At 57.0% G+C, this 17,201-nt stretch carries 14 protein-coding genes, 1 tRNA gene and 1 pseudogene; 6 read left to right on the top strand and 10 right to left on the bottom strand.

All coding sequences use genetic code 11. From position 1 onward, the window contains the following. Positions 1–109: 109 nt before the first annotated feature. Positions 110–1,150 (bottom strand): NADP-dependent oxidoreductase, encoded by a 1,041-nt coding sequence (locus tag ED661_RS19985; RefSeq protein ID WP_122076411.1) that lies wholly within the window; start codon positions 1,148–1,150, stop codon positions 110–112. Between the two features lie 249 nt (positions 1,151–1,399). On the opposite strand from ED661_RS19985, the gene ED661_RS19980 reads away from it, so the two are divergent. Beyond that, complete coding sequence (locus tag ED661_RS19980; protein ID WP_122076409.1) at positions 1,400–2,185, top strand: inositol monophosphatase family protein; 786 nt, start codon at positions 1,400–1,402, stop codon at positions 2,183–2,185. 99 nt (positions 2,186–2,284) lie between these two features. On the opposite strand, the gene ED661_RS19975 is transcribed toward ED661_RS19980, so the two are convergent. The 3 genes from ED661_RS19975 to putA are packed head-to-tail and all read right to left on the bottom strand — an operon-like array spanning position 2,285 to position 6,929. Further along, positions 2,285–2,680: a GFA family protein gene (locus tag ED661_RS19975; RefSeq protein WP_122076407.1), complete on the bottom strand. Its 396-nt coding sequence runs from the start codon at positions 2,678–2,680 to the stop codon at positions 2,285–2,287. Between the two features lie 12 nt (positions 2,681–2,692). Beyond that, entirely contained in the window at positions 2,693–3,463 is a 771-nt protein-coding gene (locus tag ED661_RS19970; RefSeq protein WP_122076404.1) for a rhomboid family intramembrane serine protease, read from the bottom strand. A 58-nt stretch (positions 3,464–3,521) separates the two neighbouring features. Beyond that, complete coding sequence (gene putA / locus ED661_RS19965; RefSeq protein ID WP_122076402.1) at positions 3,522–6,929, bottom strand: bifunctional proline dehydrogenase/L-glutamate gamma-semialdehyde dehydrogenase PutA; 3,408 nt, start codon at positions 6,927–6,929, stop codon at positions 3,522–3,524. Between the two features lie 125 nt (positions 6,930–7,054). On the opposite strand from putA, the gene ED661_RS19960 reads away from it, so the two are divergent. The 3 genes from ED661_RS19960 (at position 7,055) to ED661_RS19950 (ending at position 8,488) form a co-directional block, all read left to right on the top strand. Further along, positions 7,055–7,525: an Lrp/AsnC family transcriptional regulator gene (locus ED661_RS19960; RefSeq protein ID WP_122076400.1), complete on the top strand. Its 471-nt coding sequence runs from the start codon at positions 7,055–7,057 to the stop codon at positions 7,523–7,525. 91 nt (positions 7,526–7,616) lie between these two features. Continuing rightward, positions 7,617–8,246 carry a tetratricopeptide repeat protein gene (locus ED661_RS19955; RefSeq protein WP_122076398.1) on the top strand — a complete coding sequence of 210 codons (630 nt, stop codon included), beginning with the start codon at positions 7,617–7,619 and terminating at the stop codon, positions 8,244–8,246. Between the two features lie 155 nt (positions 8,247–8,401). After that, positions 8,402–8,488 (top strand) — tRNA-Leu (locus tag ED661_RS19950). A 31-nt stretch (positions 8,489–8,519) separates the two neighbouring features. On the opposite strand, the gene ED661_RS22115 is transcribed toward ED661_RS19950, so the two are convergent. Continuing rightward, positions 8,520–8,822, bottom strand: a complete 303-nt coding sequence (locus tag ED661_RS22115; protein ID WP_216822473.1) for a hypothetical protein — start codon at positions 8,820–8,822, stop codon at positions 8,520–8,522. 14 nt (positions 8,823–8,836) lie between these two features. On the opposite strand from ED661_RS22115, the pseudogene ED661_RS19940 reads away from it, so the two are divergent. Next, a pseudogene (locus ED661_RS19940) lies at positions 8,837–9,271 on the top strand (integrase core domain-containing protein); the annotation flags it as partial. Positions 9,272–9,769: 498 nt separating this feature from the next. Here ED661_RS19940 and ED661_RS19930 read toward each other — a convergent pair. After that, positions 9,770–11,671, bottom strand: coding sequence for a PAS domain-containing sensor histidine kinase (locus tag ED661_RS19930; protein WP_122076397.1), 1,902 nt, complete (start codon positions 11,669–11,671; stop codon positions 9,770–9,772). Between the two features lie 506 nt (positions 11,672–12,177). Here ED661_RS19930 and ED661_RS19925 point away from each other — a divergent pair. After that, complete coding sequence (locus ED661_RS19925; protein WP_122076395.1) at positions 12,178–13,299, top strand: serine/threonine protein kinase; 1,122 nt, start codon at positions 12,178–12,180, stop codon at positions 13,297–13,299. Between the two features lie 119 nt (positions 13,300–13,418). Here ED661_RS19925 and ED661_RS19920 read toward each other — a convergent pair whose 3' ends face one another. From ED661_RS19920 to ED661_RS19905, 4 genes are all read right to left on the bottom strand, one after another. Next, on the bottom strand, positions 13,419–14,096 hold the full coding sequence (locus ED661_RS19920; RefSeq protein ID WP_122076394.1) for a nitroreductase: 678 nt from the start codon (positions 14,094–14,096) through the stop codon (positions 13,419–13,421). A 239-nt stretch (positions 14,097–14,335) separates the two neighbouring features. Then, positions 14,336–14,914 (bottom strand): TetR/AcrR family transcriptional regulator, encoded by a 579-nt coding sequence (locus tag ED661_RS19915; protein ID WP_122076392.1) that lies wholly within the window; start codon positions 14,912–14,914, stop codon positions 14,336–14,338. Beyond that, complete coding sequence (locus ED661_RS19910; RefSeq protein WP_122076390.1) at positions 14,907–16,007, bottom strand: NAD(P)/FAD-dependent oxidoreductase; 1,101 nt, start codon at positions 16,005–16,007, stop codon at positions 14,907–14,909. The genes ED661_RS19915 and ED661_RS19910 overlap by 8 nt, the downstream gene beginning before the upstream one ends. Continuing rightward, the gene (locus tag ED661_RS19905; protein ID WP_122076388.1) at positions 16,007–16,675 is read right to left on the bottom strand and encodes a cupin domain-containing protein; all 669 of its coding nucleotides are present in this window, start codon (positions 16,673–16,675) and stop codon (positions 16,007–16,009) included. The genes ED661_RS19910 and ED661_RS19905 overlap by 1 nt, the downstream gene beginning before the upstream one ends. Between the last annotated feature and the right edge of the window lie 526 nt (positions 16,676–17,201).

The raw sequence follows: 17,201 nt of genomic DNA, 5'->3' as shown, positions 1-17,201 counted from the left end.
ATAGACCCGCTGGGGGTGAATTGCAAATTTTGATGCTTGCGTTGAGTGTGTTCAATTTCCCCTCAGCTCAGGCCAGAGCTGAAGGGAGTTGCCTTGGGGAGGCTGTTGGTTAGACCAGTTTAACGATCTGTTTGCCAGTATTGCCGCCCTTTAGTAGCGACATAAATGCGGTGGGGGCGTTTTCCAGGCCTTCAGCGATATCTTCGACAAAGCGCACTTCGCCTTTGGCAACCATTGGCGCGACCTCTTTGAGGAACTCAGGGTAGCGGTCAAAATGATTGGAGATGATGAAGCCGTTCACCGACAGGAACTTTACCAGCACATTGCGCCAGATGTTTGGCCCGGTGAGGGCAACGTCACTGGCGCCTTCTCCCAGGCCACCGGCATTGTACCAGGCAATCATGCCACAGATCGGGATACGCCCATTGGGGTTCATCATTGGCAGGACCGCTTCCAGGACCTTGCCGCCGACATTCTCAAAATAGATGTCGATGCCTTTGGGGCAGGCCTCTTTCAGGTCTTGGCGTAGGGCGCGGGCGTCCGGATAAGCGCGGTGATCCAGGCAGGCGTCAAAGCCAAAGGTCTCAACCGCCATCTTGCATTTGTCGGCGCCGCCCGCGATGCCGACAACCCGCAGCCCGGCCTGTTTGGCCAGCTGCCCCACCATAGAGCCCACCGGTCCAGTGGCCGCGGCAACAACCAGGGTTTCTCCGGCTTGCGGGCGGCCGTAAGCGGATAAGCCATGCCATCCGGTAAACCCAGGCATGCCCAAAACGCCGAGCGCCGCGGTGATTGGTCCCTGTTTGGGGTCCAGCTTGCGCAGCTCATTGGCGGGCAGGCAGCCATGGCTGGTCCAGCCAAACATGCCAAAGGCAAAATCACCGACTTCAAAATGGGGGCTGTTGGAGGCGATCACCTCGCCAACGCCACCGGCCTCCATGCGGCCGCCAATCGGCACCGGAGCAGCATAGGATTTTGCATCATCCATCCGGCCACGCATATAAGGGTCCAGGGACATATAGTGCAGTTTTACAAGCACTTCCCCTTCGCCGGGCTGTGGCAGTGCGGAACTTTCCAGTCGAAAATTCTCAGGGGTTGGGGCCCCATCTGGACGGCTGGCCAAAACGATTTGTTGCATCTCTGTGCTCATGTCTCTCTCCCTGTTGTGTCCCAGTGCGCAGCAGGTACAGCACTGGGATTTACTGAACTCTGTCGTTCAGTTCTGCCTTTGACAACTCTCGCATAGATATGACCCTGCGGAAAAGTGAAAGCCACCAAAACCCTCGGTAGGGCAGGTGGCATTTACCTGATGCTCTATTCACCCTTGGCAAATGCGCCTCTGCGGCGTATAGGCACGGCTTGACCGACATCTCCCCGCATTCAACAGGATCCAGCAGACATGATTGGCAGCGCAAACCTCAATGTGATGATCAAAGCCGCCCGCAAGGCTGGCCGTTCTCTGGTGAAGGATTTCCAGGAAGTGGAAAACCTGCAGGTCTCGCGCAAAGGCGCTGGTGACTTTGTTTCCAAGGCAGATATTGCCGCCGAGAAGATCCTGAAAGAAGAACTGATGGGTGCCCGCCCCACCTATGGCTGGCTGGCCGAGGAAGGTGGCGAAACCCCCGGTGAGGATCCAACCCGTCGCTGGATTGTTGATCCGCTGGATGGTACTACCAACTTCCTGCACGGCCTGCCCCATTGGGCGATCTCCATCGCGCTGGAGCACAAGGGCAAGATTGTCTCCGGTGTGATCTATGATCCCGCCAAGGATGAGATGTTCTTTGCCGAAAAAGGCACTGGCGCCTGGATGAACGAGACCCGCATCCGCGTGTCCGCCCGTCACCGTTTGATCGAGTCGATTTTTGCCACGGGTCTGCCTTTTGCGGGCCGTGCCGATCTGCCCGAGACCCTGCAGGATCTGGCGCGTCTCTTGCCTGCCACCGCTGGCGTGCGTCGCTTTGGTTCCGCAGCGCTGGACATGGCCTATGTGGCTGCTGGTCGCTACGAGGGCTTCTGGGAGCGTCGCCTGCACGCCTGGGATCTGGCTGCGGGTATCATCATCGTCAAAGAGGCCGGCGGTCTGGCCGAAGCAATGGACCCAGAGGCAAGCATCGTTGAGAGCGGCGAAGTGATCTGCGCCAACGAGCCAATCTTTGAGAGCTTTGCCAAAGTGATCCGCGGCTGATCCAAGTCCGGGACAGGTTAAGAACAGCAAATGCGGCCCTGGGGTCGCGTTTTTTTGTTGCGCTGTCCTTGCGTGCGGGGGCAAGGGGCTGCGCGCCAATCAGTTGGACTGGTCAGGTTTTCTGTCTGACGGATGGTTCACACCATCGTTCCAGGGGATTTCTCCATAGGAGTCTGGATGGGTACGAGGGTTAGCCCCTTGGATGCAGCCCAGGTTCACGCCGCATTCCCTGGGATCAGAGCGGCGTTGGTGGTGGGTATAGATACCGCAGGTCTTGCAGAAGTGGTGTTTGGCTGTACCGGTGCCCCATGTATAGAGGCTCAGGTTCTGCTCTCCCTTGGTGATCTGCAGAGAACTGGTCACAGCAGTCACCGCTGCGGCACCTCTGCGTCGACAAAAGGAGCAATCACAGCGCGCCGCCGAGGCAAGCCCCTGCGGGAACTCTGCTATCAGTTCAACCGCTCCACAATGACACGATGCGGTCAGTTCAACCATCGGGTTCTCCTGTTACTTGCCCCAGGGGCCGGGGTTTTTCTTTTTGCGCGGCAGCCGGGGGACGCGGGTGACGCTATAGGTATATTCGGTTTTGGGATTGGGCGGCGATCCGGCGGTTTGTTTCCAGAACCTCGGGCCCCCACGGCGCAGCCAGAGGGGCAGAACCAGCACCAAGCCGACCGCAAAGCCGCCAGCATGGGCCCAATAGGCCACGCCTCCTTCGTGGGGGTCCGAGCCAAAGCCACCAAAGATCTGTAAGGCCAGCCAAAGCCCCAGCATTAGCGATGCCGGCACTGTAATGACCCGGAAAAACACGATCAGGATCAGCAAGATGTCAACGCGGGCCTTGGGGAACAGCAGCAGATATCCCCCCATAACCCCTGCAATTGCACCAGAGGCGCCAATTGTGGGCACCTGCGAAGTGGGGGCCGCCAGCACATGGATCAGGCCAGCTCCGACGCCGCAGACAAGGTAGAAGGCCAGAAAGGGCAGATGCCCCATCTCATCTTCCAGATTGTCGCCAAAGATCCAGAGAAACAGCATATTGCCACCCAGATGCATCAAGCCGCCATGGATGAAGATCGATGTGAACAGGGTGGAAGAGTTCTCCCCCCCGACAATCTCAGACGGGATGATAGCATAGGTCTGGTAGAACTGCATGAGCGCTGGCGGGTCATTGCTGAGGCCGGCATACATCACAAAGGCCAGAACATTCACCGCTATCAGGCAGTAGACCACATAGGGGGTGCAGTTTGACGGGTTATGATCGCGCAGTGGAAACATGAGGTGACGCTGGGCCGATCTTAGCCCAGCGTCAAGGTCTTATGACGTGTTTCTCACCTTAGCTTTCGCCTCCCAGCAGGGCAGCATTGCCGCCAGCTGCTGTGGTATCGACGCAGACATGGCGCTCTGCCAGCACCCGGGCGCGATCCGGGTTGCCGGGGATCAGCGGCAGAATGGGCCCCTGCCGTTTGGCCAGGGTGCGCTCGATCTCGCGGCCTGTCTCGACATCCCCCCACCACAAGACGCCGGCGATGCCCTGGATGAATTCCAGACGGTGCAGGTCGAACATGCCATGGGCCTCAATCGCGGTACCGCCCATGCCGATGACCTTTTTGGCCTGGGCTGCTGCGGCAGCGGCCCCAGGACCCATACACAAAAGCGGAGGGCGGGCAGAGGTGGTCAACCGGTTTGATTCCCCCGTTGGACCGGGCAGGGAGGTAGTGATGGGGCGGCCCGGAACGCCGGTCTCACCTGGCAGTTCAGCACTGGTTTCGCCCCAGGTCTCTGTACTGGTCTGGCGGTCTGGCGCGCAGAACCGCGCCAGATAGTTGGGGCCACCCGCCTTGGGGCCGGTGCCGGACAGGCCTTCGCCGCCAAAGGGTTGGCTGCCGACAATGGCACCGATCTGGTTGCGGTTCACATAGATATTGCCTGCATGAATGCGATCACAGACATGCTGTACCCGGTCATCAATGCGGGTGTGCAACCCAAAAGTCAGCCCATAGCCGGTGGCATTGATGTCATTGATGATGCTGTCCAGCTCCTGCGACTTGAACCGGGCCACGTGCAGAACCGGACCAAAGATTTCCTGTTCCAGATCGCCAATGCCTTTGACAGAAATCAGGGTCGGGCCGACAAAGGTGCCGCCCTGCGGTGTGCTCATTTCCTTCAGCACCCGGCCTTCACTGCGGGCCTGATCGATATGGGCCAGAATGCCTGCGCGCGCACCGGCATCAATCACGGGGCCGCTATCGACATTCAGGTGCCAGGGATCACCGAGGTTCAGCACATCCATCGCGCCTTTGAGCATGGTCAATACGCCGTCGGCGATATCGTCCTGCAGGTAGAGACAGCGCAGGGCCGAACAGCGCTGGCCTGCGGATTGAAAGGCGCTCTCGATAATCGATTGCACGGCTTGCTCGGGCAGGGCGGTGCTGTCGACGATCATCGCGTTCAACCCACCGGTTTCGGCAATCAAGGGCGCGCCTGGGTGCAGGTTCTCTGCCATGGTAGAGCGGATCCGCATAGCCGTGGCGGTAGAGCCGGTGAAGGCCACGCCATCTACACGGGCGTCGCCGGTGAGGGCGGCTCCAATCTTTGAGCCTTGCCCGGGCAGCAGTTGCAAGACGCTGCGCGGCACACCAGCCTCATGCATCAGCGCGATGGCACGATGGGCAATCAGCGGCGTTTGCTCAGCTGGCTTGGCCAGCACGGCATTGCCACAGGCCAGCCCGGCAGAAATCTGACCGGAGAAGATCGCCAGCGGGAAGTTCCAAGGCGAGATGCAGGTGAAGACCCCAGCTGGGGCTGCATCGGGGATATTGGCGGCGTAGTAGCGCATAAAGTCCACGGCCTCGCGCAGCTCTGCGACGGCGTCTGGGATGCTCTTGCCCGCTTCGCGTGCCAGAATGGCAAATAGCTCACCAAAATGTTCTTCATAAAGATCAGCAGCCTTGTTCAATGCAGCTGCGCGTTCGGCGGCAGGAGCGTCCCAGGGCTGGGCAGAGGCCAGCGCCAGTTCGACATCTGCAGCGCTGGCGGGGGTGACCTGGCCAATGGTGGTTAGATCAGAGGGGTTGATCACATCCTGAGGCGCCTCTGGCGTGGCCTCACCTGCGATCAGTGGTCCTGCCTGCCAGCTGTGCTGCCGCCAGGGCGCGCGGGCTTCTTCAATCCGGGAAAGGGTGGGAGCATGGCCCAGGTCAAAGCCTTTGGAATTGGGCCGTTCCGGCGCATAGAGCTCTGGTCCGGTTGGGATCTTATTGGCGCAATCTGCGGCGGCGATAAAGGGATCCGCAGCGACAACCTCAGGGGCTACCTCCTCGTCAACGATCTGGTTCACAAAGGAGCTGTTGGCGCCGTTTTCCAGCAGGCGGCGCACCAGATAGGCCAACAGATCACTATGCGCGCCCACTGGCGCATAGATACGGCAGCGGGTCTGGTTTTGCTCCAGCACCATATTGTGCAGGGTCTCGCCCATGCCATGCAGGCGCTGGAACTCATAGGCCTCTTTATCGTCTGCCATATGCAGAATGGCGCTGACGGTATGGGCGTTATGGGTGGCAAACTGCGGGTAGATCCGATCGGTCATCTGCAGCAATTTGCGGGCATTGGCGATATAGGAAACGTCCGTCAGGGATTTGTTGGTGAAGACAGGGAAGCCATCAACGCCTTCGACCTGCGCCAGTTTTACCTCTGTATCCCAATAGGCGCCCTTGACCAGACGGACCATGAACCGGCGGTCGTATTTCTCGGCCATCTCATACAGCGCGTCCAGCGCCAGCCCGGTGCGTGGCCCATAGGCCTGCACCACAACGCCAAAGCCCTCCCAGCCGGCCAGGGAGGGATCAGAGACCACCTCCTCAATGACCTCCAGCGATAGCGACAGACGATCGGCCTCTTCCGCATCGATGTTCAGGCCCATCTTGGCGGATTTTGCCAGCAGCGCCAGCGCCTTGATGCGCGGTACCAGCTCCTCCATGACGCGGGCCTCCTGCGCCAGCTCATAGCGTGGGTGCAACGCCGAGAGCTTGATCGAGATGCCGGGGTTTTTGCGGATGTCATTATCCGTACAGCCAACGGCAATGGCCGAAATCGCCTTGGAATAGGCTAGATGATAGCGGGCCGCGTCTGCCTCGGTGCGGGCGGCTTCGCCCAGCATGTCATAGGAGTAGGTATAGCCCTTGGCTTCCATTCCCGCGGCGCGCTTCATGGCGCTTTCGATGCTCTCGCCCAGTACAAACTGGCGCCCCATCTCCTTCATCGCCCGCCCCACAGCGGTGCGGATGACCGGCTCCCCCAGCCGTTTGATGGCGCCGCGCAGGGCCCCCACCGGGCTGCGATCCTCGTCCAGAACCCGCCCGGTGAGCATCAAGGCCCAGGTCGAGGCATTGACCAGCGAGGAGGAGGACCGACCGAGGTGCTTGCCCCAGTCCGAGGGGGCGATCTTGTCTTCGATCAAGGCATCAATGGTATCGGCATCCGGCACCCGCAGCAGTGCTTCGGCCAGACACATGAGCGCAACGCCCTCATCGGTGGAGAGACCGTATTCCGCCAGGAAAACCTCCATCAGGCCGGGATTGGAATGGCCCCGGATGTCGCGCACCAGGTTGGCGGCTCTGGTGCAAATCTTGGCGCGATCGGTTTCATCCAGCGCAGCCGTGTCGCAGAGCTGGGCGAACATCGCCTGTTGATCGACATAGGTTCCGGCATCAATCCGGTCACGCAGTTTGCGGTGCAGGGTCATGGTCTGGCTCCAATGCTATGAGGAGGGCGTTTTGATTAGATTATCGGCTTTTGTCCGGGACAATCACCTGAATTATAGGGTATGGTGGTCCATATGGGTGGATTTTTACCAAAGTGGCGAGGCAAATGGATTTTTCAGAGCTGGATGATTTTGATCGAAAGATTCTCAACGTATTGGGAGAGGATGGTCGGATTTCCATCGCGGATCTGGCCCGCCGCATTGGGTTGTCAAAATCCCCGACCCAGACAAGATTGCGCCGACTGGAGAGCGCTGGGATCATCACCGGTTACCGTGCTCTGATTGATCCCATCCGTCTGGGCCTCGACCATGTCGCCTTTGTTGAGGTCAAACTGGAAGATACCCGCGAGGCGGCCTTATCCAAGTTCAACGCCGCCGTGGCACGGATCCCCGAGATCGAGCAGGCCCATATGATGGCGTCGCATTTTGACTATCTGCTCAAGGTGCGCACCCGGTCGATGTCGGCCTATCGGCAGGTGCTGGGCGAGAAAATCTCCTCACTGCCGCATGTCTCGGCCACCTCGACCTATGTGGCGATGCAGGCCGTCAAAGAGGACGCAGGACTGGCACCGGTCTAAGGCTCGGGGAGTGTTCAGGTGAGGTCGGGGTAGGGGAGGCACGCAAAAAGTTGATTTGCCAGCGGGTGGCAAAGTCACGCAGCATCTACTTATGACCAGTATATTCTCCAATCTCCGCCCTCTTGGTGCTGGAATCTTGTTGTCTTTGCCTCTGTCGACTGCATCAGCGGTTCAACAAGCTGCGGCTCAAGAGGTCTGCCCCCCATCTCAGGACCATTCCGAAGCCCTTGAGGTGCTGATCACCCAGGTTCAACGCGCCCCGGATGAGAACGCGGCGCGCCATCTGTCTAATCAGATGTGGGAATTCTGGGCTGATGCGCCAGATGATCAGGCGCAAGCGATCCTGGATCGTGGCATGACCCGGCGCTCTTCTTATGACTTTCTTGGTGCCTTGGAAGATTTTGACCAGTTGATCGCCTATTGTCCGCACTATGCCGAGGGCTACAATCAGCGCGCCTTTGTGCATTATCTGCGCCAGGACTATGAGACGGCGCTGAAGGATCTTGATCAGGCTGTGGCCCTGTCGCCCCGACATGTGGCAGCCCTGAGCGGGCGGGCACTGGCGCTTTATGGATTGAATCGGCTCGGCGAAGCCCGATTGGCGCTTGGCGAAGCCCTGACGCTAAACCCTTGGCTGCCAGAGCGTGGGCTCGCCACCCCTGGCGGCCCGTTGTCCCCGCAACCTCCGGCAAGCCCTCCTTCATCAGGCCAGGATCTCTAGTTGTTCTTTGGGGAAGGGCACAGGTTTCCAGCTGGTGGTCTCGTCGTTTCTGCAGAAAGCCAGAGAAACCCCTTTAAGGCGCGAAAATCGATTGAACCCTGAGACTTGGGCGGCTAGACAACTGTCCTAAGGCGTGGTGAAACCCTGCCTTGGTTGCGGGCGTGATGGAATGGTAGACATACCAGACTTAAAATCTGTTGGGCCTTGTGCCCGTGTGGGTTCGAGTCCCACCGCCCGCACCATTTTACATTCAGACGTAAAAAATCCCAAAAACTAAAATATTACAGACACTTGCGGAGTTCGAAATCCGTTTTTGCGGTCATAGGCCAAAGGTGCTTTGAATGCCGTTTTGATGATGGTTTTCTTCACTGCCAAAGGCCCTTTATCGTGGATATTCCAAGGGTTTGACAGGAACTCGCGCAAAAGTTCGAAAATCTGACCCATGCTGGCCTTCAGTTTGGTGTTTTGCGTGATTTTGTCACTCAGGCGGAGCTTGTCTTCATCCAGCTTGGCAATCTTTGTTTCGAGTGCTGCAATGACCTTCGGGTTAGATGTTTCAACCAATCTCTCAACCATGGCGTCCTGCTGCTTACACCACTAAGCCCCCCATCACGGCAGCTGATCTACTCAATGACCGGGTGCTGCCATTCTACGAGGAACACGACCTGCCGGTGCTGCGGATCATGACGGATCGGGGCACGGAATATTGTGGGCGCGTCGACAAACACGATTTCCAGCTCTTCTTGGCAATCAATGATATCGACCACACCAAAACCAAGGTGAAGTCACCCCAGACCAACGGCATCTGCGAGCGGTTCCATAAGACGATCCTACAGGAGTTCTATCAGGTCGCGTTCCGCAAGAAGCTCTACGACAGCATCGACGCGTTACAAGCTGATCTCGACGAATGGCTGCATCACTACAACCACGAGCGCACACATCAGGGCAAAATGTGTTGCGGCAGAACATCCATCGAAACTATGATCGACGGGAAAGAAATCTGGATGGAAAAGTTCGTGAGCTGAACTTCGCCTGACAGACGCCGCCAGAAAAACGGACAACTGTCAGATCACATCTGAACCAATACACATTGTCCCAATGGAACCCAGGCCGATCATGCACTAACAATCAAATTGGACCAGTCAGATAAGGCTGCCCAGCCCAAGTTCTGCGCCTCAAGCGCAGGTTCCCGAACAAGGCAGCTGCCCAAAAGTCAGCGGACTCCGAGCTTAGCCGGTTGAAGCGGGCAGGGCGGTCTCTGTCGATCAGCTGAAGGGGAACCCCGAGGCTAAGGCCGAGGCGCGGCTAATCCCTCGCAATTTCCAGTCCTATGTTGATGAGCCATGGTTGATCACCCAGGCAGTTCACTCACTGGATTCCCCGCGTTAAGTATCTGTATTCGCGTAAATGACCTCAACAGAACTTTTACACCCTCCCAGATGAGCCATACACTCTCTGAGTTTAGGCTGCTTTTTGTTCCAAAACCCTGACCACGGACTCGCTGAGGCCGGGCAGGAGGAAAACTATCGAACTTTGCTGAGAGCCGTCTCAACTGCATGAAGCAAATCCTGGCGAAGCACCGGCTTTGAAAGCCGAATATCATCGGCATGAATGCCGTCTTCTGCGTCAATGGTTTCCGAAGCATAACCTGACATGAAAACGACAGGTAAATCGGGCTTCTTTTCCCTTAGCGCCTGGGCTAGAGTGGGACCTTGTAGGTGGCCGGGCATGACAATGTCGGTCACTAACAAGTCGAAACCCCCGCCGTCTCCAAAGAGCGCGTTGGCGGCATCTCCTGATATGGCTGCTGTTATACTGTAACCAGCCCGTTCTAGTGTCGCGACAACAACATCTCTGACTTCTTCCTGGTCCTCGACGACAAGGATTGATTTTGCCGCACCAGAAGTGAAAACCTTGTCATCTGTTGGGGAGACAGGTTGTTTAGCTTCCAATGAAACCGCTGGAAAAAAGAGATTTATTTGTGTCCCCTTGCCTTGTTCAGAAAAAACCTGAACAGCACCGCCGGATTGGTGGATAAACCCTTGAACCATGGAGAGACCAAGGCCTGAACCAGTTCCAGGGGGTTTTGTAGTGAAGAAAGGATCAAAAATGGACGGTAGATTCTGATCTGCAATTCCGTTTCCTGTATCGCTCACAGACAGTTTGACATAGCGCCCAGAAGGAAGTTCGAGGTCATTTGATCCAACGTCGGTACCCTCGATTATCACGTTTTCCGTAGTAACCGAAATTTCGCCCCCTTCTGGTTGAGCGTCCTTGGCATTCAGAATTAGGTTCAACAAAGCGCTTTCCAACGATGGCTTGTCAGCTTTTACGCTCCAAAGCCCATTCTTCAGGGAGCACTCAAGCTTAATGGATGCCGGAAGCGTTCGACCAGCCCAGCTCCGAACATCCATCACTGTTTGGTTCGCGTCCAAGACCACAGGCTGGAGTTGCGCTTGTTTGGCAAACGCGAGCATGTTGCGAGTAAGGTCTGCGCCTCTGGCAGTCGCGGAAATGCACTTCCCCACCAGTTTTTTTTGTGCCTCATCTGCCAAGTCTTCATTCAGCAGCTCTAGATTGCCCAAAATGACAGCCAGCAAATTGTTGAAGTCATGTGCCACGCCTCCGGTCATTTGCCCAATGGCTTCTACTTTCTGCGCTTGCTGAAGCCTGATTTTGGCCTGCTTTTCCTCGGTAACATCCCTGAATGTTGTTAAAGTTGCTGTCTCGTTGTTCCAGGTTGCCCGCCCGAGAGTGCACTCTAGGTTGACGACACTTCCGTCTCTTTTGATACCGTCGAACTCAAAAGTCGTCGGTTCAGATTCACCAGAGAGAACTCTCTTGCGAATATCATTGACCAAGGCCTGATCTTTTTCAGAGATAAAATTAGGTGTGCCTTTTGCCGAGAGAATCTCTTGTTCATTGGCATAGCCAAAGGTTTCGGCGAACTTTGCATTCGCATATACAATTTGACGTTTCGAATTAGCGATCGCTACACCTTGGACCGAGTTGTCGATCAGCAGGCGAAAGTTCGCGTCACTCACAGCTTTTTGCTCGAGAACCTGAACTTGTTCCGTCATGTCTCGCGCAAGCGACAGAAGCTTAGCTGCTCCGCCGATTTCAATTTTTCCCACACGCACCTCAACGGGGAAGATCGACCCGTCTTTTCTTTTGTGGAAACCCCGACGAGTTCTCTTTTCGCCCATCTTCATACTGAGCAATGACTTGAAGATAACCTCTCCTTCGTCCAGGCCGACCAAGTCGGCTGCGGTCATTGAGTAGAGTTCTTCTCGACTGTATCCTAAATCCAGTACGGCTTGCTCGTTAACCTGGTCAACAAAGCCCGTTTTGGCATCGATGACGTAGATCGCCTCGCCTGCCTGTTCAAACACCTGCTGCAGTTCAATCTCACTACGACCTTTCATCTTTTTCCTTTCGTCGCAGATAGATTCTTCAGAACACTCCTATGTGGGCAGAGGTTCAGCATACTCAGTTTAACAGGAAAAATCCTAAACCTAGCAAGCCCTCCTGACGTCGCAGTTTGGCATTCATTTCTGGGTTGCATCCTCGTCGCAAGGCGCACAGCTACAGCTTATCGTTTCGCGGTGAACACCAGGTTTATTTCTCTGTTTTGGCACCAACTTTCATCATCGATCACTTAGGTCAGGCTGATCAGTCAAATCGACTTTTGATTGCGATGAACCAACGAGAGGTGCCCTTAGTGGCGTGTCAGGTTGCCAAATTCGGTAAAACTACTCCTTTTAATCCGCTTCTTCCCAATGTCCCTGTGCAATGATATGCCGCTCATAAGGCACTCTGGCGATGGCGTCGCGCGGGGATTGTTATTGCCTAACCCCAGATCCTGTACGCCGGGACTTTCAATCGGGAGGTTGAAGGCCCTGCCTTATCTCCCTCACAACAGGAGACGGTCATGGCCTGGTCACCAGATAAAACCGAAATCAAAAGCTGGAACGAATGGGACACGCTGCGCCACGTCATTGTGGGCCGTGCGGATGATTGCCACATTCCACCTGAAGAGCCCGCGCTGGAAGCCAAGGTTCCAGAAGACAGCGATATGCGTGGCCAATGGGGGCGCCGCCCGCAAGAGACAATCGATCGCGCCAATGAGCTGCTCGACAATTTTGCCAATCAGCTGCGCGGTCGCGGTATTCGGGTTGATCGTCCGACATCCATTGATCACTCTCAGCCGGCCACGACCCCGGATTTTCACACCGACAGCCAATTTGGCTGCATGCCGCCACGCGATGTATTGTTGACTGTCGGGCATGAGATGCTTGAGGCGACGATGTCTTATCGGTGCCGTTGGTTTGAGTATCTGAACTACCGTCCTTTGTTGCAGCAATATTGGGATGAGGATCCCAAGTTCCGCCACGAGGCTGCGCCCAAGCCGCGCCTGACCGATGCCGATTATCATCCGGATTATCTCAGCGACAAGATCGGCGAGGCCAAGCGCCTGGAATGGGCGGCAGAGAAGTTCTTTGTCACCACCGAAGAAGAGCCGCTGTTTGATGCGGCTGATGTGCTGCGTTTTGGCCGTGATCTGGTCGTGCAGCATGGGTTTACCACCAACCTCAAAGGGATCGAATGGCTGCGCCGTCACTTCCCCGACCACCGTGTGCACACCGTGAACTTCCCCGGCGATCCCTATCCGATCCATATCGACGCCACGTTCACCCCCCTGCGTCCTGGGCTGATCCTCAACAACCCTCAACGCAGATTGCCCGAAGAGCAGCGCGGCATGTTTGAGAAAAACGGCTGGGAGATCGTGGATGCGGCACAGCCTGCCCACAACACACCGCCGCCGCTGTGCTATTCCTCAACCTGGTTGTCGATGAACGTGCTGGTTCTGGACCCCAAAACCGTCTGTGTTGAAAAGTCCGAAGTCTATCAGGCTGAGCAGATGGACAAGCTGGGTATGGAGGTCGTCGAAGTTGAGCTGCGCGACGCCTATGCCTTTGGCGGTGGTTTGCATTGCTGTACTGCGGATGTTTACCGCGACGGCGAATGTGAAGACTACTTCCCGAACCTTTAAGCCTCGAAAAAACTCTTCAAGGCCGACCCAATTGGGTCGGCCTTTTTCTACAGGGCAGGGGAGCTCCCCAGGGCTACAGTCAGTCTTGATGGCGGCAAGCGAGACTTGTTGGACGTCGGTTAGTCCTCAAAGCCCAGAAAACGCGTGGTGTTTTCCAGCGGTCGGCGGCGCGAGACAACTGAATTGGCGATAAAATCCTCATCCGGCCAGCCCAGGGCCACACAGGTCAGGATAATCTGATCCTCGGGGATATTGGCAACCTCCCGCACAACCGGGCTCTGCATGATGCCTTGGCCATTGATCACCGCGCCAATCCCCTTGCTCCAGGCGGCCAGCACCAGTCCGTAGGTCATCGCACCAGTGTCAAAATGGGCAATCGTATTGTCCAAGAGCGCCCGGTCAAAACAGACCACAATGGAAACCGGGGCATCAAACTGACGAAACCCTCGCATCACCCAATCCTGACGGCGTTCCTTGTCGTGACGCTCGATCCCCATGGCCTCAAACAATTGCACTGCAATTTCAATCTGACGGGCGCGGTGCTCGCCCTCATAGGCGGCGTAGTCCTCGATGTCGCGGGTCGGCGGCGTGCCATCCAGCATCCGTTCTGTATTGCCACGGCGTACCTGTTCCAGGGGGTCTCCGGTCAGCACATGCAGGTGCCAGGGCTGGGTATTCATGGAGGAGGGGGCGCGGTTGGCGAGCGCAATGATCTCTTGCAGGATCTCTTTTGAGATCGGCTCCTTGGTAAAGCCCCGGATTGAGCGCCGCTCTTGAATTGCCTGTTTGAGTTCCATCACATGCCCTTTTTGTTTGCCTGACCTCCGTTCGGCCTGCCGGATAGGGCCTGGTCTCAGGAAGCCTTGGTGCTTTGCCGCGAGGGTAAAGCACGTTCAGTCATGATCTTAGGTCTCTAGGTCTTTGCTTTATAGATGGTTTTGCCAGATGTGCCGCAGCGGCACATGTTGTGTGATTCAAAGGGCGGGCAGGGACTGTAACAGGCATATTGCGATAGGAGGCTGGCTGAACCCAGCGGTCAGGCGACGTGGAGCCGTTCCAACAGACCCTGGGTGGCCGCATCATAACGGCTGAGATCAGCGGTGCTGCGGGCTGCAAGCTGCGCGCCCTCCACCAGGGCAAGCGTCGCGGCGGCCTCTGCCTTTGGATCGCCAGTCCAGCTGGTATAACTGCCTTCTGATTGCATCTGCTCAAAGCGGTGTTGCAGCCAGTTTTGCACAGCATCGCGAAAGCGGCTGATCTCTTGGCGGGTGTCTGGCGAGAGACCGTCCCGGCCCACCGTGAAAGCAACGCAAAGACAAAGCCGACTGCCCTGTTGCAAGGCATCGCGATAAAAGCCAACAAAGGCAGTCAGCTGTTCCTCAGGGGTGGGGCGCTGATCGGCATAGCCTTCCAGAGTTGCCAGGACCTGCTGCGCGTATCGCGCCATGATCGCCGTCAGAAGATCGGATTTGGCGGGAAAGTGATAGTGAATGCTGGCCTTGCGGATGCCTACCTCGGCGCTCAGGTCTGAATAGCTGAACCCATCGGCGCCCTTTTGGCGGACTTGATGTTCGGCGGCATCCATCAGCTTGGTCTTGGTGTCAGCTTTACTCATCTACCCGCTCTTTCTGTAAGAGTTCTGTCTGCTCCTCGGCCGCAGCCAGAGCACCTTCCAGATATCCGCCCATCTCTGAGGCCACTTCGCTCACACAAAGGGAGATCCGCCCATGCCAGATATCTTGCAAGGCCGCGGGCAGGCTATAGGCGGGATGTTGACCTGCGGCGGACTGATCCATAGGCGCAGCGGTGTAGCGCTCCTGCGCCCAGTCCTGATAGGCGACCCTGATGGGCTGAGCCGCCTTTGGTCCAAATAGGCGGGTGAGCTGGGCTATAGCGGCGCGGGTGATCGCCTCCGCTTTTCCCTGACGTGTCGGCGCAGGCAGGCCGAGAAAACCAAACAGGGCCGCAGGGGCACCACTGCTCAGGGCGGTCTGTGGTGGCGAGGCATCGTGGATTTCGGCAAGTGGACCTGACTGGCTTATCGCATCGCCGGAGAACCCATCCTCGCGCCAAAAGGGCTGATCATAAAGTGCCACAAATTTGGCCTGGCCTCCCATCCAGGTGGGGATTGCGGTAAGGGCCTGAAGCTGCGCCCTGCTGAGCGGGGGGGCGAAAGACAACTCAGCCGCAAGGCGCGGTGGCAGCGCCAGGATGATCCGCTCTGCCTGACAGCTGGAGCCATCTTTGAAGGTAAGCTTGCCATCCTGGGTCAGCTTTGTAACCGCATGATTCAGGTGCAATCGCTCCGGCGGCAACTGCTGTGCAATCCCATCAATCAGCCCACGCATGCCGGATTGTAGCCGCCATGCCCCCTGCATCGAAGCAAACCCAAGATTGCGCAGAACTTCCCCGGTTTCGGTCTCAAACAGGATCGCGCCGCTGGCATATTGGTCAAACTTGGCCAAGCCAAGGTCCTGAACAAGGCGCTCCATCCGGTGCTGGCCCGGCCAAAACCAGGAGGGGCCGAGATCATAGCCCTCCAGCCCCAGTGACCTTTCTTGCTGTGCCGGGTGCTGCACTGAAGCGATCCGCCCACCAAGGCGGTCGCGGGCCTCAAACAGCTGAAAATCCCGCCCCGCCAGGGTAAGTTGCCGGGCAAGGGACAGGCCAGCGAGCCCGCCGCCGATGATGGCAATATCGGTGTGCATCAGGCGGCCGGAGGTTTGGCAAAGGGCAGGTGGCCGGTTTTTACCCAGACCCGTGCACCGTTCTGCCCGGTTACGGCCTCGAGCGTCTCGCCTTCGGGAAGGCGCAGCCAGGAGCCGGTTTTGAGCTGGTCGCCGCCTTCGCTGAGACTGCCGTCGAGAACCAGAATCTCAATGCCACCGGGGGCGGTGATCTCAAACGGGGTATCGGCTGCGATCTGGTGATAGCGCACGACTTCGCGGGCGTCGCGATATAGCTCGAGCGTGGCAACGCCATCTTGTTCGGACCCTGGTTCCAGGGTCATTTGTTTGCGGAACTGGGTGCGGTCCTCCATATCGAACTGCCAGAGTTTCACAAAAATGGTGCAGCCTTCGTCGGAGCCTGGTGTGTGGCTGGTGGTGGGCGGGTTGCGGACATAGCTGCCTGCGGGATAGTCGCCATGTTCATCCTGAAATACGCCCTCCAGAACTATGAACTCTTCGCCGCCGGTGTGGGTGTGCGGGGAAAAATGACTGCCGGGGGCATATCTGACAATTGAGGTGGCGCGGGCCACCTCATCGCCAATCCGGTCGAGCATTCGGCGGTCAACCCCCGCCATCGGAGAGGCAATCCAGGGCTCATCAGTGGAATGAACCAGCGCGCGTTTGGTGAAATCTGCATTGACTTCCATTAACTTGTCTCCGGTTGTTAAAGCTGGCCAGCCTCTCTGGCTGCTGTGAAATGATGGCGCAAGCGGTTTGGTGTTCACTGGCGCTGCATGTGAGCGGTTAGCATGCTGGAATTCTATCTACCAGTAGGTAGGTGAAATCTAGATAGGTGAAGCATGAGTTGAGGTAAAGGTGGCGCTGTTCACGCTTTTGTCACTACCATTAAGATCGGTTGATTAGGGCAGGCTGACAACTGATTGGCAGAACTGGTTTTTTTGGGAGGAGAGAGGAGCGCTGCTATGATCCGCCGACTGACAAACACCTAAACAAAACACCGACTTTGCCACAGGGCCAAGGAAAATATCCCTGACTGGAAAAGCCAAAACACTTTCACTCGTGAACCATCAAAAAACAAACAAATGGAAGAGCATAGCAGCAAGACTACCTTAACGGTTGTGATCGGAAATGAGGAGGCTGGAATTCCTTACCTCATAGGCGTCATTTTGGGTTATGATCCGCGCTTTCTTGCCACGTTTGGGCGGTTCGCGG

The sequence above is a fragment of the Pseudophaeobacter sp. EL27 genome (assembly GCF_900313025.1).
Classification (GTDB): Bacteria; Pseudomonadota; Alphaproteobacteria; order Rhodobacterales; family Rhodobacteraceae; genus Pseudophaeobacter.
This window is presented reverse-complemented; position numbering and strand designations above follow the sequence as displayed.

What these genes read in the sequence shown, in the direction of transcription:
- ED661_RS19915 (WP_122076392.1), bottom strand. Translation starts at nt 14,914, where the DNA reads ATGAGTAAAGCTGACACCAAGACCAAGCTGATGGATGCCGCCGAACAT.
- ED661_RS19905 (WP_122076388.1), bottom strand. Translation starts at nt 16,675, where the DNA reads ATGGAAGTCAATGCAGATTTCACCAAACGCGCGCTGGTTCATTCCACT.
- ED661_RS19925 (WP_122076395.1), top strand. Translation starts at nt 12,178, where the DNA reads ATGGCCTGGTCACCAGATAAAACCGAAATCAAAAGCTGGAACGAATGG.
- ED661_RS19955 (WP_122076398.1), top strand. Translation starts at nt 7,617, where the DNA reads ATGACCAGTATATTCTCCAATCTCCGCCCTCTTGGTGCTGGAATCTTG.
- ED661_RS19970 (WP_122076404.1), bottom strand. Translation starts at nt 3,463, where the DNA reads ATGTTTCCACTGCGCGATCATAACCCGTCAAACTGCACCCCCTATGTG.
- ED661_RS19985 (WP_122076411.1), bottom strand. Translation starts at nt 1,150, where the DNA reads ATGAGCACAGAGATGCAACAAATCGTTTTGGCCAGCCGTCCAGATGGG.
- ED661_RS19930 (WP_122076397.1), bottom strand. Translation starts at nt 11,671, where the DNA reads ATGAAAGGTCGTAGTGAGATTGAACTGCAGCAGGTGTTTGAACAGGCA.
- ED661_RS19980 (WP_122076409.1), top strand. Translation starts at nt 1,400, where the DNA reads ATGATTGGCAGCGCAAACCTCAATGTGATGATCAAAGCCGCCCGCAAG.
- ED661_RS19960 (WP_122076400.1), top strand. Translation starts at nt 7,055, where the DNA reads ATGGATTTTTCAGAGCTGGATGATTTTGATCGAAAGATTCTCAACGTA.
- ED661_RS19910 (WP_122076390.1), bottom strand. Translation starts at nt 16,007, where the DNA reads ATGCACACCGATATTGCCATCATCGGCGGCGGGCTCGCTGGCCTGTCC.
- ED661_RS22115 (WP_216822473.1), bottom strand. Translation starts at nt 8,822, where the DNA reads ATGGTTGAGAGATTGGTTGAAACATCTAACCCGAAGGTCATTGCAGCA.
- ED661_RS19920 (WP_122076394.1), bottom strand. Translation starts at nt 14,096, where the DNA reads ATGGAACTCAAACAGGCAATTCAAGAGCGGCGCTCAATCCGGGGCTTT.
- ED661_RS19975 (WP_122076407.1), bottom strand. Translation starts at nt 2,680, where the DNA reads ATGGTTGAACTGACCGCATCGTGTCATTGTGGAGCGGTTGAACTGATA.
- putA (WP_122076402.1), bottom strand. Translation starts at nt 6,929, where the DNA reads ATGACCCTGCACCGCAAACTGCGTGACCGGATTGATGCCGGAACCTAT.